Origin of the sequence: Flavobacterium alkalisoli (assembly GCF_008000935.1) — a bacterium.
Classification (GTDB): Bacteria; Bacteroidota; Bacteroidia; order Flavobacteriales; family Flavobacteriaceae; genus Flavobacterium; species Flavobacterium alkalisoli.
The window spans coordinates 3942965-3956116 of record NZ_CP042831.1 but is presented as its reverse complement, the minus strand read 5'-3'; the positions used below and the strand labels follow the sequence as shown (position 1 = coordinate 3956116).

The following is a 13152-nucleotide window of genomic DNA, read 5'->3' as shown; positions in this document are numbered from 1 at the left end:
GTACAAATTTAACCAAAAAAAAAGCCTCAAGAAGAGACTTTTCAATTGAATTTATTTTTCCTAGTATTCATCCTCGTTCCAAAGATAATCTTCGTCTGTCGGATAATCCGGCCATATTTCTTCCATCGATTCGTAGATTTCTCCTTCATCTTCGATAGATTGCAGGTTTTCTACTACCTCAAGAGGTGCACCTGTTCTGATGGCGTAATCAATTAGCTCATCTTTAGTAGCCGGCCACGGGGCATCACTTAAATAGGATGCTAATTCTAATGTCCAATACATCTTCTAAACGATTTAATTTTATGCAAAAATAAATTTTCTACTGAAAAAGTCAAGTAAAATTATGTTTATTTTCTGTAAAAAGTTAAGAACGTTTTTCGGGTGTCTTATATAGGTACTCAAAAGGGCTTTTTTAGACCTGCTTTGTATCTCTTTACTGTTTTAACCCTTTGGCAAACTAATACTTTTCTGGTATCCACTTCACTTCGTCGGCCTGTAAATCATGGGACAACTTTCGTGCCAGTACAAAAAGGTAGTCAGAAAGTCGGTTTAAGTATGTCAAAACCATCTCATCTGTAGGTTCCAGTTCGTGTAAATGTACCGAAAGTCGCTCTGCACGACGGCAAACACAACGTGCAATGTGACAATATGACACGGTGGTGTGCCCGCCCGGAAGCACAAAATGCGTCATAGGTGGCAGCTGGCTGTCCATTAAGTCTATCTCATTTTCAAGCAGTTGAATGTCGGCTTCTGTAATTTTAGGGATATTAAGTCTTTCTTTTCCGTTTTTCAGGATCGATTTCTCGGGGTCTGTTGCCAATATGGCACCTAAAGTAAACAGCCTGTCCTGTATGCGCTCCAGTACTTTCTTATAAAGCGGGTTCATATCCTGATCGCGGATAAGCCCAATGTGTGAGTTAAGTTCGTCTACAGTACCGTAGCTTTCTATTCTTATATGATGTTTAGGTACGCGTGTACCGCCAAAAAGTGCTGTGGTACCTTTGTCTCCTGTTTTAGTATATACTTTCATTTTGTATTAAAGTTGCTGAGTTTCTAAGTAGCTTAGTCGCTAAGTTTTACTTTTGAGTGATGGATTGATTAAAATACTGATCACTTACAATTACCTGTGCGGATTAGGATTTACCCTGTCGCTTTCTATCACACCATCCCTAAGGCGTATTACCCTGTGGGCGTAGGCAGCAATATCCTCTTCGTGGGTTACTAATATAACCGTATTGCCGTTTGCATGTATCTCGTTAAAAAGCTTCATGATCTCTATGGATGTTTTACTGTCCAGGTTACCTGTAGGCTCATCGGCAAGGATGATAGAAGGGTGATTAACCAAGGCACGTGCTACGGCTACCCTTTGACGCTGACCTCCCGAAAGCTGGTTGGGTTTGTGGTCCATCCGGTCGTCAAGGCCTACCTGTGTAAGTACCTGTGTGGCGCGTTGGGTACGCTCGGGTTTTTTATAACCGGCATATACCATAGGCAGGGCTACATTATCCAGTGCTGTGGTTCTTGGTAAAAGGTTAAAGGTTTGAAAAACAAAGCCTATTTCCTTGTTGCGTATTTCGGCCAACTCGTTATCGGTCATCTGGCTTACGTCTTTTCCGTTAAGGATATAGGTGCCTCCGGTAGGGGTGTCAAGACAGCCCAACAGGTTCATTAGGGTAGATTTACCCGAACCCGACGGCCCCATTAGTGCTACATATTCACCTTTTTCTATAGTTAGGTCTATACCTTTTAAAACTTTTACAACTTCGTTACCCAACGGAAAATTTCTTGTAATACCTTTTATATCGATAATTGGTTGTGCCATACTTTTATTTTGAGGCTTAAAAGTAAGGAATTTTTGTTGGAATGATGAAAAGGTGTGTTTAGTTTATTATGTAGTTTTTTTATATTTTGACATGTGTGTTGGTTTTGTTTAAAGTGCAAATAGTGAAATAAAAAATATTTATCAAAGCCTGCAACTTTACAATTTCTTTACATAAACTGCCTGTCTAACAAAATTTTTACTATATTTATAGTGTTGACAATCAGTATATGAAAAATCAATTGCTAATCATACTCTTCATTATTAGCATGCCGGCTTGCCTGGCACAGGAGGGCTATCCTGAACCTCCTGATACTCATAAACGCCTTTTTTACATTCAGCACAGTAAGAATCATAATACCTATGTATATGATGCTAATTTTAGCAGCAGCACACGTATTAATGATTCCGATCCTATAGATGTATATCAGATAGACTACAAAAAGGACGGTACCCGTGAGGAGCTTACCGCACTGCAACGTAAAATGGCTTATGGTATTACCTTTAACAGGGTGAGCGAGAACCGTTTTGAATTCACACTGGCTGCCTATCCCGAAAAAACACTTACGCTGGCACTTCATTCCGGGCATCCTGTAGTTACCGTAAACATAAACGGTAAGGATATCCAGCTGGAAAGAATGTTTTTACACTGCAATGCCCTTGGTACAGGGGTTTCTAAAATTGAATTTTACGGTAAGGACTTAAAAACCAAAAAGAAGCTTACCGAAATTATGTACATCAGCAAATAAACTTAAAGTCGAAAGTTTGTAAAGTCTAAAGTCTGTTAAGGCTTATCAGATTATTATACCTATTCCTAGACTTTAAATCCTTCCGACTTTCGACTATAATTCCGTTAACTATTTCTTAAAAATCTTAATAAACTGTTTAAGTGTATTAAACTATTCTTAATAATTTAGCTAAAATTTTGAATTGTCGTAAACATGCAGTTACCTTTGATCTATCAAGTAACAAATAATCAAAACGACTATGAAAAGATTGAATCTATTATTAGGAGCTGCTTTAATCGCAGCAGGTATGACATCATGTAAAACGGATACTGAGCAAATGGCGGAACAAAACATTGACCGTTATGAATCTTATGTTGACTCAATAAGCCGTCTTGATGCTACAGAAAGAACGTCTAACTGGGAAGCAATTGATGCAGAATACAATGCAAGACTTGCTGAAGCAGAAGCTGCGCTAGCTGATGCAAAAGACAGCCAAAATGCTGAAACAAGAATTAACGACTCTAAAACAGAGTACGAAAACGTAAAAACTGAGACTCAAAACACTGTAAAAGAAACTCAGGGTAATGCTCTTATAGTATCTTACTTCGGTCCAAACAACATGGTTGGTAGCGATCTTAACTTTGACTGGGTAAACAAAGACAACATTCTTAGTGTTTACCAAAACTTTGTAGATACTTTTGAGAAAAACAAAGACACTTACTCAAGAGAAGACTTTGACCAGATTAAAGTTTGGTATGAGGCTCTTGATGCAAGAAAAAACACTGTTGAGAAAGAAGGTCTTTCTTCTGAAGACAACAATGCAATTGCTAAGCTTAAATTAGAGTTTGCTCCGAAATTTAAATGGGAGCGTATGACTGCTAAAGGCGAAGAAAACAAAGAGGCTAAAGAAGAAGCAGCAGAGTAATATGTAAAGGTTTTATATAAATTTGTGTTTGTGGAAATGCCGGCAATAGCCGGCATTTTTTGTTTTTATTGGGTATACTTTAACCGGTGGTTAACGTGTTCTTGTTTAGTGGTTTAATACCTTTAAGGTAGTTAAACCATAAAAAATTTAGTTATGCCAGGAAGAAAAAGCCCAGGGCCTGAGGTAAAGGATAAAGCCCAGTATGAGGCACTAAGAGACAAAGGCTATAGTAAGGAGAAGTCGGCGCGTATAGCTAACAGCAAAGGTGCCGAACATCGTGGCGGTAAAGCAAAGAAATATGAAGACCGCACTAAGCAAAGCCTTTATGAAGAAGCGAAAAAAGTGGGAATTGAAGGAAGAAGCAAAATGACCAAGGCAGAACTTGCTCATGCATTGCGCACAAACTAAGCTAATAATCCCCATAAATTGCGAACACCTAAAACAAGGTCGAGTGCAAAGGAACGGTAAGGGCGTATGTTGAAATGTTGTTTCGCCTGTCCCTTACGGAAAAAGATAAGGCCTAAATGATATGTGTCTACCGTGACCGTAACATTTGGGTCTTTTTTTATGGCTTCCCATGCAGCTTCCCTTTCAGGAGTAGCATGTGGATCTGTAAGTACAAAGATATTTTTCTCGGCTACGTTGTCCAGAAGCTTATTAAATACAGGAAGGATGGTGTGTTTATCATGTCCGCAAATTACGCTCATGTCCAGTCCGCCCGGTACTGACGCAAGAGGAGAGAAGAACCATATTTGTGTTTTGGTTTTTTCTCCCGCTTCACGAATGGCTTCGGTCATGTCATGGGCATTTTCTCCCATAATGGCGAGTTTAAACGACCTGAAATGATTAATAGTTTTAAAAAGGGTAGTTAGTGCCTGATTGCTGACACTATTATTGCTGATTTTTACTTTCTTGCCGAAATAAAAACCATCGGTAACAAGATCAAACACAAAAGGGGAGTGAACCCCATGTGCGTTTTTAGACTTTAAAAGAAATTCTAAGTATGACATCGTTCCCAAATTTAATAAAAATCATTTCACTTTAACGAGAGTTTTTTCACGGTATTGTATTACTCTCAAAATGACAGATAATATAGTTTTTGGTTAGAATTATTCTTCCATTTTAGCACTTAACTCAAACCAACGTTCGGTTTTTTCATCAATCTTGTTGAGTACAACCTGAAGTTCGTCTGCTTTTTTGGTGATGTCGGCATCGGCTACCTTACCTTCAGAGAAAAGCAATTCGATGGCTTCTTTTTCCCTTTCAAGGTCTTTAATTTCCTTTTCTATTTTCTGGTATTCCTTCTGTTCGTTAAAGGTAAGTCCTGTTTTTACCTGATTTTGTTTCCATGCTTTTTTATCGGCTGCAGGTTTTGCATCGTCTTTTGCAGGTTCGGCACTGTCTTCATAAGCACGGAAATCGCTGTAGTTGCCCGGGAAGTCTTCTACCTCGCCTTCGCCACGGAAAACAAACAGGTGGTCTACAATCTTATCCATAAAGTAACGGTCGTGAGATACAACCAGTAAACATCCCGGATAATCTAAAAGGAATGCTTCCAGTACGTTTAGGGTTACAATGTCGAGGTCATTTGTAGGTTCATCCAGTATAAGGAAGTTAGGGTTTTGTATAAGTACCGTACATAAATACAGGCGTTTTAGTTCGCCCCCGCTAAGTTTCTCTACAAAGTCATATTGTTTTTTACGGTCGAATAAAAAGCGCTCCAGTAACTGTGCTGCCGATATTGTTCTTCCTTTTGTAAGCGGAATGTATTCGCCAAACTCCTTAATAATATCTATCACCTTTTGTTCCGGCTTAGGGTTGATACCTGCCTGCGTGTAATAGCCCAGTTTTATTGTTTCGCCTATTACAACCTTACCGTTGTCGGGCTGTATGGTTTGTGTAAGTATATTAAGAAAGGTGGATTTGCCGGTACCGTTTTTACCTATTATGCCTATGCGTTCGCCACGTTTAAAGTTGTAGTTAAAGTTATCCAGTATGGTTTTGTCCTTAAACTTTTTAGAAACATTATGTAGTTCCACAACCTTGCTACCCATGCGCTCCATGTTTATTTCAAGCTCTATCTGGTGGTCTTTGCGGCGGCTATGAGCCTTTTCCTTAATTACATAAAAGTCGTCCTGTCTTGATTTAGACTTAGTGGTTCTTGCCTTTGGCTGACGACGCATCCAGTCAAGTTCTTTAACGAAAAGATTTTTGGCTTTGTCTATACTGGCGTTTTCGGCAGCTATTCTTTCCTCTTTTTTAGTAAGATAATACGAGTAGTTTCCTTTGTACTGGTATAGCTTTGCGTGTTCTAGCTCAATAATCTCATTACAAACACGCTCTAAAAAGAAACGGTCGTGCGTTACCATAAACAGGGTCATGTTCTCTTTAGCGAAATAATTCTCAAGCCATTCAATCATTTCCAGGTCCAGGTGGTTGGTAGGCTCATCCAGTATTAAAAGATCGGGCTTGTTAATAAGGATTATAGCCAGAGCCAAGCGCTTTTTTTGCCCTCCCGAAAGATTTTTAACCTTTAACTTAAGGTCTTCCATTTTTAGTTTAAAAAGGATTTGCTTGTATTGGGTTTCGAAATCCCATGCGTTGTTGGCGTCCATGCGCTCAAACGCTTTTTGGTATGCCTCTTCGTCTTCAGGGTTTTCAAGCGCCTTTTCATACTGTTCTATAACTTTCAGTATATCGTTGTCTGAAGCAAATATGCTTTCCTCAATGGTAAGTTCAGGATCCAGATTGGGTTCCTGTGATAAGAAAGCCATCTTAATATCCTTACGTATAACAACCTGTCCTGTGTCGGGAGTGTCTTCTCCCGTAATTATTTTAAGGATGCTTGTTTTTCCTGTACCGTTTTTTGCAACAAAGGCTATTTTCTGGTCTTTGTTTATCCCGAAAGAAAGATTGTCAAAAAGAGTACGCTCGCCAAAAGACTTTGATATGTTTTCTACTGAAAGATAGTTCACTGCTGTATTATTTTTTGCAAAAGTAGTCTTTTTGTATCATGTTTTGTCTTGAAACTTACTTTAGCTGTTATCTTTACCTTGAGGTTTATAAATTGTATTATATGTTTAAAGGCTTAAAAAATATATTCTTTCCTAAAAGGAAGAAAAAATATAAATGTCCGGAATGTGGGGAGTATCATCAAGACTGGCCCGCATTGTGTTATGATGCTCCTATTAATTATTCGCAATTGCCTACTGAAGATAAGGGAAGTATAGCTTCTTTGGATCGTGATTTTTGTGTTATTGAATACCCTGATCAAACCGATAGATTTATTCGTGTGATACTAATTCAAAGAGTGTATGATAGCTGTGAGGATTTACATTACGGATTATGGGTGTCTCTTAGTGAAAAGAGTTTTTTAGATTATAAATCTCATTTTGATTCAAATGATTATGAAGCTGTGTATTTTGGTTGGATAAGTAATATTTTAGAGGGGTATGATGATACTTTGAGTGTTCCTGTTGATGTGGTGTATAATGGAGGTAGCAACAGGCCTGAAATTATACCGCATAAAAGTTTTTCCCATCCTTTTGTTGAGGACTACTATAATGGTATTGCTAAAAAAGAAGCGCAAAAGCGGGTTGATAATATTTTGCAGAGGTTTAATGATAATATTTAGTTTATTATATCTCAATATTTGACAGAAGCGTTCCAGTCGGAGCGCTTTTTTCTTAAGTATAAATCAGACAAAAAGTCATGTAAAGTGCCATTTTGGCGTTAAAAAATGCATTGGAATAAAAGTTGACTATTACTAAGCAAATATTTGAAACTAAAAAATTAAAAGATATGAACTTAGTAAAACGCAACAACACAAACGGTTTTCCATTTGTAATGGACGAAATTTTTAAAGATTTAATGGGTGGTACACAGTATGTAAATAAAGTAACTGCACCCGTAAACATAAAAGAAACAGAAAACAACTTCCTGGTGGAGCTTATGGCTCCGGGGTTAAAAAAAGAAGATTTTAATGTTGAACTTGACAATGACCTTTTAACGATTTCATCTGAAGTAAAAACAGAGAAAACGGAAGGTGAAGAAGGTAAATTTACGCGCAAAGAGTTTAGCTTCTCTTCTTTTAAAAGATCGTTTACACTTCCGGAAACCGTAAATCAGGAGGCTATTACTGCTTCATACGATAACGGTATCCTTAAACTTACACTTCCTAAAAAAGAGGAAGCGTTACCTAAAGAAAAGAGGTTAATAGATATTTCATAATGATTTGAGTTTAGTTGGTTTGAAAAAGCACTCTGGTTTCAGGGTGCTTTTTTATTTGTTGTAAGGTAAATCTAAGTATTGCAATTAACCAATTCAACATAATAATTATATTTGCGGCATGCAGTTATCGGTAATTATCCTTAATTATAATGTCCGCTATTTTTTAGAGCAGTGTGTACTTAGTGTACAAAAGGCTTTAAAAGATATTGACGGTGAAATAATTGTAGTTGATAATAACTCTCCTGATGATAGCTGTGCTATGATGAGCCAGCGCTTCCCTGAGGTTACACTTATAGAGAATAAGGATAACGCCGGATTCCCGAAGGGTAATAATATAGGTGTGGCTGCTGCAAAGGGTGAATACATCTGTATACTTAACCCTGATACTGTCGTCGCGGAAGATACCTTTAAAAAAGTACTGCAGTTTGCACAAAGCAAAACCAATCTGGGTATTGTAGGGGGAAAATTGGTAGACGGCCGTGGTAACTTCCTGCCGGAAAGCAAGAGGGGAGTGCCTACTCCCTGGGTAGCCTTTACAAAAATAACAGCACTTAATAAAGCTTTTTCCAAATCATCGCTCTTTAATAAGTATTATGCTCAACACCTTGATGAAGATCAAACGGGTGAGGTAGATATACTTGTTGGGGCCTTTATGGTTATGAAACGTGAGCTTTATCTTGAAGTAGGAGGTTTTGATGAAGGCTGTTTTATGTACAGCGATGATATTGATTTGTCTTATACGGTACAACAAAAGGGTAAGATCAATTATTATTTTCACGAAACAACCGTTGTACATTATAAAGGAGAGAGTACGGTTAAGGATGGTACTTATATGAATCGCTTTAGGGAAGCGATGCAGTTTTTCTATAAGAAGCATTTTAGGAGTTCTCCTGTTTTTGATTTGTTTATGCGGGCAGGGACTTTGTTTTTTGCTTTGGCAAAACAAAAGAAAAAGGTGGCTGTAATAGTACCCGATAGCTATATACTCTTATCTTATAATGAAGATTTACGTACTGCTCTGGAAGTCAGTCTTGAAAAAAAAGTGGACCGACATGAAAAAGATTTCGAAAAATTATTAATTTCGCAATCGATTTCAGGTTTAAAGAGGTTTGAAGTGATATTTGATAATGAAACGCTTGATTTTTTTGAGATAATTAAATTAATGGAGCTTTTTAAAAAATCAGGCCTTACCTTTAAAATAAAGCCGAGAGGGAGTAATTTTATTATAGGAAGTAACGACAGTAACGACAGAGGGACTGTAATTGTTATAAAATCCTGAAAAGTCTTAACGGTTTTATAAAGCCGTAACAAAACAGGACAAAACTGATTTTTTTTAGTAAATTCGCAAGCACAAAGATTAATTTTACCTTTAGGTTAACGATATGGCAAAATTTGAATTAAAATTACCCAAAATGGGGGAAAGTGTTGCAGAGGCAACAATTACAAATTGGTTAAAAAATGTGGGTGACCACATTGATGCTGATGAAGCGGTTTTAGAGATTGCCACAGATAAAGTGGACTCAGAAGTACCGTCTGAAGTTTCAGGTGTTCTTTCTGAAATACTTTTCCAGGTTGACGATGTTGTTCAGGTTGGTCAAACCATTGCTTATATCGAGACCGAAGGTGGTGTTGCTGTTGATGCTCCAAAAGAGGAAACAAGTGCACCAAGCGTACAGGCAGTAGAAAAAACTGTTGAGGCTGCTAAGGAAACTTCGACTGCAGCTCCTGTTGATTTTTCGGATTCAGATAAGTTTTTCTCTCCGCTTGTTAAGAATATAGCTAAAGAAGAAGGCGTATCTCTTGCTGAACTTGAATCAATTAACGGTACAGGTAAAGACGGAAGAGTTACTAAAAACGATATATTAGATTACGTTAAGAACAGAGGTTCTAAGCCGGCTCCAGCACCTGCACAGCCAGCACCTGCCGCTGCTCCTTCACCGGTTCCTCCAACAGCACAGGCTCAGGTGGCAAAAGCTGCTCCCGTATCTGTAAACGGACAGGACGAGATTGTGGAAATGGACCGTATGAGAAAACTTATCTCAGGATATATGGTACAGTCTGTTCAAACTTCGGCTCACGTACAGTCGTTTATTGAAGTAGACGTTACCAATATCGTTAAATGGAGAGATAAGGTTAAAAACGCATTCGAGAAAAGAGAAGGTGAAAAACTTACTTTTACTCCTATATTCATGGAAGCAGTTGCAAAAGCACTTAAGGATTTCCCTTTAATGAATATATCTGTAGATGGTGAGTATATCATCAAGAAGAAAAATATAAATCTAGGTATGGCGGCTGCATTACCTAACGGTAACCTAATTGTACCTGTTATTAAAAATGCCGATCAGCTAAACCTTGTAGGTATGGCAAAAGCCGTTAACGATTTAGGTAACCGTGCAAAAGCAGGTAAACTTAAACCGGACGATACTCAGGGAGGTACTTATACAGTAACTAACGTTGGTACATTTGGCAGTGTGTTTGGTACACCAATTATCAACCAGCCGCAGGTAGGTATCCTTGCTCTTGGAGCTATCAGAAAAGTACCTGCAGTTATCGAAACTCCTGAAGGTGACTTTATCGGTATCCGCCAGAAAATGTTCCTTTCTCACAGCTACGATCACCGTGTGGTAGACGGAGCTCTTGGGGGTTCATTCGTTAAGCGTGTTGCTGAATACCTGGAGGCTTTTGATCCAAACAGAGATATATAATACTGAATAGTATAAATAAAAAAAGCGGCTTAATAGCCGCTTTTTTTATTTGACTGAAGCAGGTTTGTAATATAAACTTGTAACACCCGATTTAGAAGACCTTACTTCGATAAGCTCGAGGTTTAATCGCTGTCTTATATCCTGAAACAATGGCTTTCCACCACCTAATACTACAGGATGAACTGCAAGTCTGTATTCATCAATAAGATTGTTGTTGATGAAAGCTGTAATAAGAGATGCACCTCCAAAAAGCCAGATATCCTTTCCTTTTTGGTTTTTTATCTGATTTACTTCTTCAGCAATTTTATCTCTTATTATGGTATTTTCTCCGGCATTGGTAAGTGTTGATGAAAAAATATATTTTTTCATTCGATTTATTTTATCATAAAAGTCTTTGAAGCCACTTTCTTCTTCAGGTTGATAGTTGCCATATAGTTCATAGCTTTTTCGTCCGTAAAATACAGTGTCAATTTCTTCAGGAAAAGTTTCCAGGAAATTTTTCTCTCCTGCTCCAATATCTGTATCCATAATGCACCAGTCAATTTCACCATTTGGTCCTTCAATAAAACCATCAAGCGTAACGGCAAGGTCTAGAATTACTTTTCTCATAGTTAAAGTTCGTTTATTACGTGCATGATTTATTCTGCTACGGTGTTAAGATAGCGTTCGTTAATAATATTCATGTGGTGGCGCACATGGCCCAACAGGGCGTATCCTACTGCTCTTGCAGAAACAGTGTCTTCTCCGCTTCCAAGGCAAAGTTGTGATTGCTTTTCTGTTAATCCTGAAAAGAATTCTATGCTATAATTGCGTATTACATTAAACTCTTCCAAAAGTTCGTCAATGTCATGGCGTTCCACTTCTGCGTTTTGTATGTAGGCTTCGTGGTTGGTAAATCCAAAAGGAGTTTGGTTGTCTCCTCTTGATGCAGCTAATGCACGATACTGCATGATTCTCTCCACATAATTTATATGCATCAGTACCTGTTTAATGCTCCATTTTCCTTCGGCATAGCAGTAATTAGCCATGTCAGGACTGATGTTCTTAAAGAAATTATAGGTACAGTTTCTATCCTGTCTCATTAAATGTATAAGTCCGTCTTCTTTAGTGAGGCCTATATACGCTTCCAGTCTCGGCGGATATTCGCCAATAAGGGGTTTGGTGATCATAAATGTTGATTTTTTGATTGATGATTGTTTTAAACTAATTCTTCGCAGTTAAGTCCGTTAGCCCTGAAAAGGTTAATTACTTTAGTTGCGATTTCTTTGTTGCTTTCAACACGAACGATACGGTCGCAATCCTCCGGGTCAAAATCCACTCTTAATACAGAGTCTATTGCGGCAAGTATTTTACTTGCGAATTTGATTTGTCTGTTGGTTTTGACGGAGGTTTTAAAAACAAACACTTTTTTCATAATTGTCGGTTTTTTGATGATGATGATTTTAAAAAGTAGTGTAAATGTACAACACAAATGGATAGGTGGGTTGTGCAAAAACCTCAAAAAATTTTGAGACTTCATTTTTCGAAATCATACAAAATTATTTCACAGGTAATTACATAAACAATACCTGCGTTGACATTAATGTTGACAATAGAGAATAATTAAGATTCCTCTTCGTTATGATATCTTTCTGCCGATTTATTAATCCTCGCAGCTATAATACTTTTAAGCTTTCTTGGGGCCAAAACCTTCATGCATTCCCCAAAGCCCAATATCTCCCTTTCCAATTCAAAGTTATGAACCACATCTATCCGTATTATAATACCGGTTTCATCCTCTTTAACAATCTGTTGCGAATGATGGATGGGTTTAGTTATTACATAAGGGGCGTTGTATTTGTTTACATGCAGTATTACTTTACTGGGCCTGTCTTTTTGAGATTTTGTTACTCCCAGCAAATCATTAAAATAACGGTCAAAATTTACACCGTCATATTCAACATACAGTTCTTTTGAAAGGGAATGAAATTCAATAATCCTGTCCAGGGCCAGAGTAAGAAGGTTTTGGTTTTTTTTTGGCCTGCAAACCAAAAACCATCTGTTTCTGTACTCTTTTAAAAGGTATGGGTAGTAAATTTCATTACTAGCTTTTAAAGCTTTGAATGATTTATACTCTATAAGTAGCGGTGTTTTATTTAAAATAGCCTGATACAAAGGGCTAATATGTTCAATTCCCTTAAGGTTTTTGTTGTCTTCAAACTGAATGTAGTTCTTATTACTGTCGGCCGATTTGTTTACGTTGTTTTCCAGTTTTGCGATAAGATCACTCATTTCGTCAAAGTAGTTAAAGCCATTTAAGTGCTTCAAAACGCTTACTATCTCCTTCATCTTATCCATATCGGCAGTATTGATAGGAGAATTGGTTATACTGTAATCGGAATCTTCATAAGTATAAAACCTTTTGTCAATAACAACAATAGGGGCATTGTATCCCAGCTTATCACTACGCATGGTTTGAATGTCAGACTGAATAGTCCTTTTGCTTACCCCGGTAGAAATACCCTCATATTCGTATAAGGCATACGATACTTTTTCTATAAGGTCTTCCAGTGTCCATTTCCTGAATCGGTTTTTAAGGCATTCGTCAATGGTTTTATATCGTAAAAGGGCAAGCTTATTTGTAGCCATTTGGTAAGGATTTGGTTTTTTGGTTAAAAAAGGCCTTTCAAAAATAGATAAAAATACTTTTACTGCGCATTCTATTTGCGCAGATTTGTTTTTTTAAACATATTTTGAAATTATTTT

Annotated in this window: 16 protein-coding genes; 7 read left to right on the top strand and 9 right to left on the bottom strand. The window is 37.6% G+C overall.

The features are described 5' to 3' along the window. Positions 1-60 precede the first annotated feature (60 nt). From FUA48_RS18110 to FUA48_RS18100, 3 genes are all read right to left on the bottom strand, one after another. Positions 61-282, bottom strand: coding sequence for a DUF2795 domain-containing protein (locus FUA48_RS18110; protein ID WP_002986941.1), 222 nt, complete (start codon positions 280-282; stop codon positions 61-63). Between the two features lie 175 nt (positions 283-457). Further along, positions 458-1030, bottom strand: a complete 573-nt coding sequence (locus tag FUA48_RS18105) for a cob(I)yrinic acid a,c-diamide adenosyltransferase (protein ID WP_147584897.1) — start codon at positions 1028-1030, stop codon at positions 458-460. A 90-nt stretch (positions 1031-1120) separates the two neighbouring features. Continuing rightward, on the bottom strand, positions 1121-1822 hold the full coding sequence (locus FUA48_RS18100) for an ABC transporter ATP-binding protein (protein WP_147584896.1): 702 nt from the start codon (positions 1820-1822) through the stop codon (positions 1121-1123). 227 nt (positions 1823-2049) lie between these two features. Here FUA48_RS18100 and FUA48_RS18095 point away from each other — a divergent pair, with 227 nt between their 5' ends. The 3 genes from FUA48_RS18095 to FUA48_RS18085 all read left to right on the top strand — a co-directional run bounded on the left by FUA48_RS18095 (position 2050) and on the right by FUA48_RS18085 (position 3880). Next, entirely contained in the window at positions 2050-2568 is a 519-nt protein-coding gene (locus FUA48_RS18095) for a DUF4833 domain-containing protein (RefSeq protein ID WP_147584895.1), read from the top strand. Between the two features lie 238 nt (positions 2569-2806). Continuing rightward, a complete protein-coding gene (locus FUA48_RS18090) occupies positions 2807-3472 on the top strand; it encodes a hypothetical protein (protein ID WP_147584894.1) in 666 nt (221 codons plus the stop codon). Positions 3473-3625: 153 nt separating this feature from the next. Then, positions 3626-3880, top strand: coding sequence for a DUF7218 family protein (locus FUA48_RS18085; RefSeq protein ID WP_147584893.1), 255 nt, complete (start codon positions 3626-3628; stop codon positions 3878-3880). On the opposite strand, the gene FUA48_RS18570 is transcribed toward FUA48_RS18085, so the two are convergent. Together FUA48_RS18570 and FUA48_RS18075 are read right to left on the bottom strand one after the other, a co-directional pair. Then, on the bottom strand, positions 3877-4482 hold the full coding sequence (locus FUA48_RS18570) for a hypothetical protein (protein WP_240732507.1): 606 nt from the start codon (positions 4480-4482) through the stop codon (positions 3877-3879). The two genes, FUA48_RS18085 and FUA48_RS18570, sit on opposite strands and share 4 nt — an antisense overlap. A gap of 99 nt (positions 4483-4581) precedes the next feature. Then, complete coding sequence (locus FUA48_RS18075; RefSeq protein ID WP_147584892.1) at positions 4582-6447, bottom strand: ABC-F family ATP-binding cassette domain-containing protein; 1866 nt, start codon at positions 6445-6447, stop codon at positions 4582-4584. A gap of 101 nt (positions 6448-6548) precedes the next feature. Here FUA48_RS18075 and FUA48_RS18070 point away from each other — a divergent pair, with 101 nt between their 5' ends. The 4 genes from FUA48_RS18070 (at position 6549) to FUA48_RS18055 (ending at position 10407) form a co-directional block, all read left to right on the top strand. Continuing rightward, on the top strand, positions 6549-7106 hold the full coding sequence (locus FUA48_RS18070; RefSeq protein ID WP_147584891.1) for a DUF2199 domain-containing protein: 558 nt from the start codon (positions 6549-6551) through the stop codon (positions 7104-7106). Between the two features lie 167 nt (positions 7107-7273). Beyond that, positions 7274-7702: an Hsp20/alpha crystallin family protein gene (locus FUA48_RS18065; protein ID WP_147584890.1), complete on the top strand. Its 429-nt coding sequence runs from the start codon at positions 7274-7276 to the stop codon at positions 7700-7702. A gap of 118 nt (positions 7703-7820) precedes the next feature. Further along, entirely contained in the window at positions 7821-8981 is a 1161-nt protein-coding gene (locus FUA48_RS18060) for a glycosyltransferase family 2 protein (RefSeq protein ID WP_147584889.1), read from the top strand. A gap of 103 nt (positions 8982-9084) precedes the next feature. Then, positions 9085-10407, top strand: a complete 1323-nt coding sequence (locus tag FUA48_RS18055) for a dihydrolipoamide acetyltransferase family protein (protein WP_147584888.1) — start codon at positions 9085-9087, stop codon at positions 10405-10407. Between the two features lie 45 nt (positions 10408-10452). Here the strand turns inward: FUA48_RS18055 and FUA48_RS18050 are convergent, their stop codons facing one another. The 4 genes from FUA48_RS18050 to FUA48_RS18035 form a co-directional block, all read right to left on the bottom strand. After that, positions 10453-11016, bottom strand: a complete 564-nt coding sequence (locus FUA48_RS18050; RefSeq protein WP_147584887.1) for a dihydrofolate reductase family protein — start codon at positions 11014-11016, stop codon at positions 10453-10455. Positions 11017-11045: 29 nt separating this feature from the next. Then, positions 11046-11576 carry a DinB family protein gene (locus FUA48_RS18045; protein ID WP_147584886.1) on the bottom strand — a complete coding sequence of 177 codons (531 nt, stop codon included), beginning with the start codon at positions 11574-11576 and terminating at the stop codon, positions 11046-11048. Positions 11577-11605: 29 nt separating this feature from the next. Then, complete coding sequence (locus FUA48_RS18040) at positions 11606-11821, bottom strand: hypothetical protein (protein WP_147584885.1); 216 nt, start codon at positions 11819-11821, stop codon at positions 11606-11608. 188 nt (positions 11822-12009) lie between these two features. Next, on the bottom strand, positions 12010-13035 hold the full coding sequence (locus FUA48_RS18035) for a helix-turn-helix transcriptional regulator (protein ID WP_147584884.1): 1026 nt from the start codon (positions 13033-13035) through the stop codon (positions 12010-12012). Positions 13036-13152: the final 117 nt, after the last annotated feature.

Bases quoted from the DNA above. Each gene is read 5' to 3' on its own strand.
- FUA48_RS18045 (WP_147584886.1), bottom strand. From the start codon at position 11,576: ATGATCACCAAACCCCTTATTGGCGAATATCCGCCGAGACTGGAAGCG.
- FUA48_RS18110 (WP_002986941.1), bottom strand. From the start codon at position 282: ATGTATTGGACATTAGAATTAGCATCCTATTTAAGTGATGCCCCGTGG.
- FUA48_RS18035 (WP_147584884.1), bottom strand. From the start codon at position 13,035: ATGGCTACAAATAAGCTTGCCCTTTTACGATATAAAACCATTGACGAA.
- FUA48_RS18065 (WP_147584890.1), top strand. From the start codon at position 7,274: ATGAACTTAGTAAAACGCAACAACACAAACGGTTTTCCATTTGTAATG.
- FUA48_RS18040 (WP_147584885.1), bottom strand. From the start codon at position 11,821: ATGAAAAAAGTGTTTGTTTTTAAAACCTCCGTCAAAACCAACAGACAA.
- FUA48_RS18090 (WP_147584894.1), top strand. From the start codon at position 2,807: ATGAAAAGATTGAATCTATTATTAGGAGCTGCTTTAATCGCAGCAGGT.
- FUA48_RS18105 (WP_147584897.1), bottom strand. From the start codon at position 1,030: ATGAAAGTATATACTAAAACAGGAGACAAAGGTACCACAGCACTTTTT.
- FUA48_RS18100 (WP_147584896.1), bottom strand. From the start codon at position 1,822: ATGGCACAACCAATTATCGATATAAAAGGTATTACAAGAAATTTTCCG.
- FUA48_RS18050 (WP_147584887.1), bottom strand. From the start codon at position 11,016: ATGAGAAAAGTAATTCTAGACCTTGCCGTTACGCTTGATGGTTTTATT.
- FUA48_RS18070 (WP_147584891.1), top strand. From the start codon at position 6,549: ATGTTTAAAGGCTTAAAAAATATATTCTTTCCTAAAAGGAAGAAAAAA.
- FUA48_RS18095 (WP_147584895.1), top strand. From the start codon at position 2,050: ATGAAAAATCAATTGCTAATCATACTCTTCATTATTAGCATGCCGGCT.
- FUA48_RS18055 (WP_147584888.1), top strand. From the start codon at position 9,085: ATGGCAAAATTTGAATTAAAATTACCCAAAATGGGGGAAAGTGTTGCA.
- FUA48_RS18060 (WP_147584889.1), top strand. From the start codon at position 7,821: ATGCAGTTATCGGTAATTATCCTTAATTATAATGTCCGCTATTTTTTA.
- FUA48_RS18085 (WP_147584893.1), top strand. From the start codon at position 3,626: ATGCCAGGAAGAAAAAGCCCAGGGCCTGAGGTAAAGGATAAAGCCCAG.
- FUA48_RS18570 (WP_240732507.1), bottom strand. From the start codon at position 4,482: ATGTCATACTTAGAATTTCTTTTAAAGTCTAAAAACGCACATGGGGTT.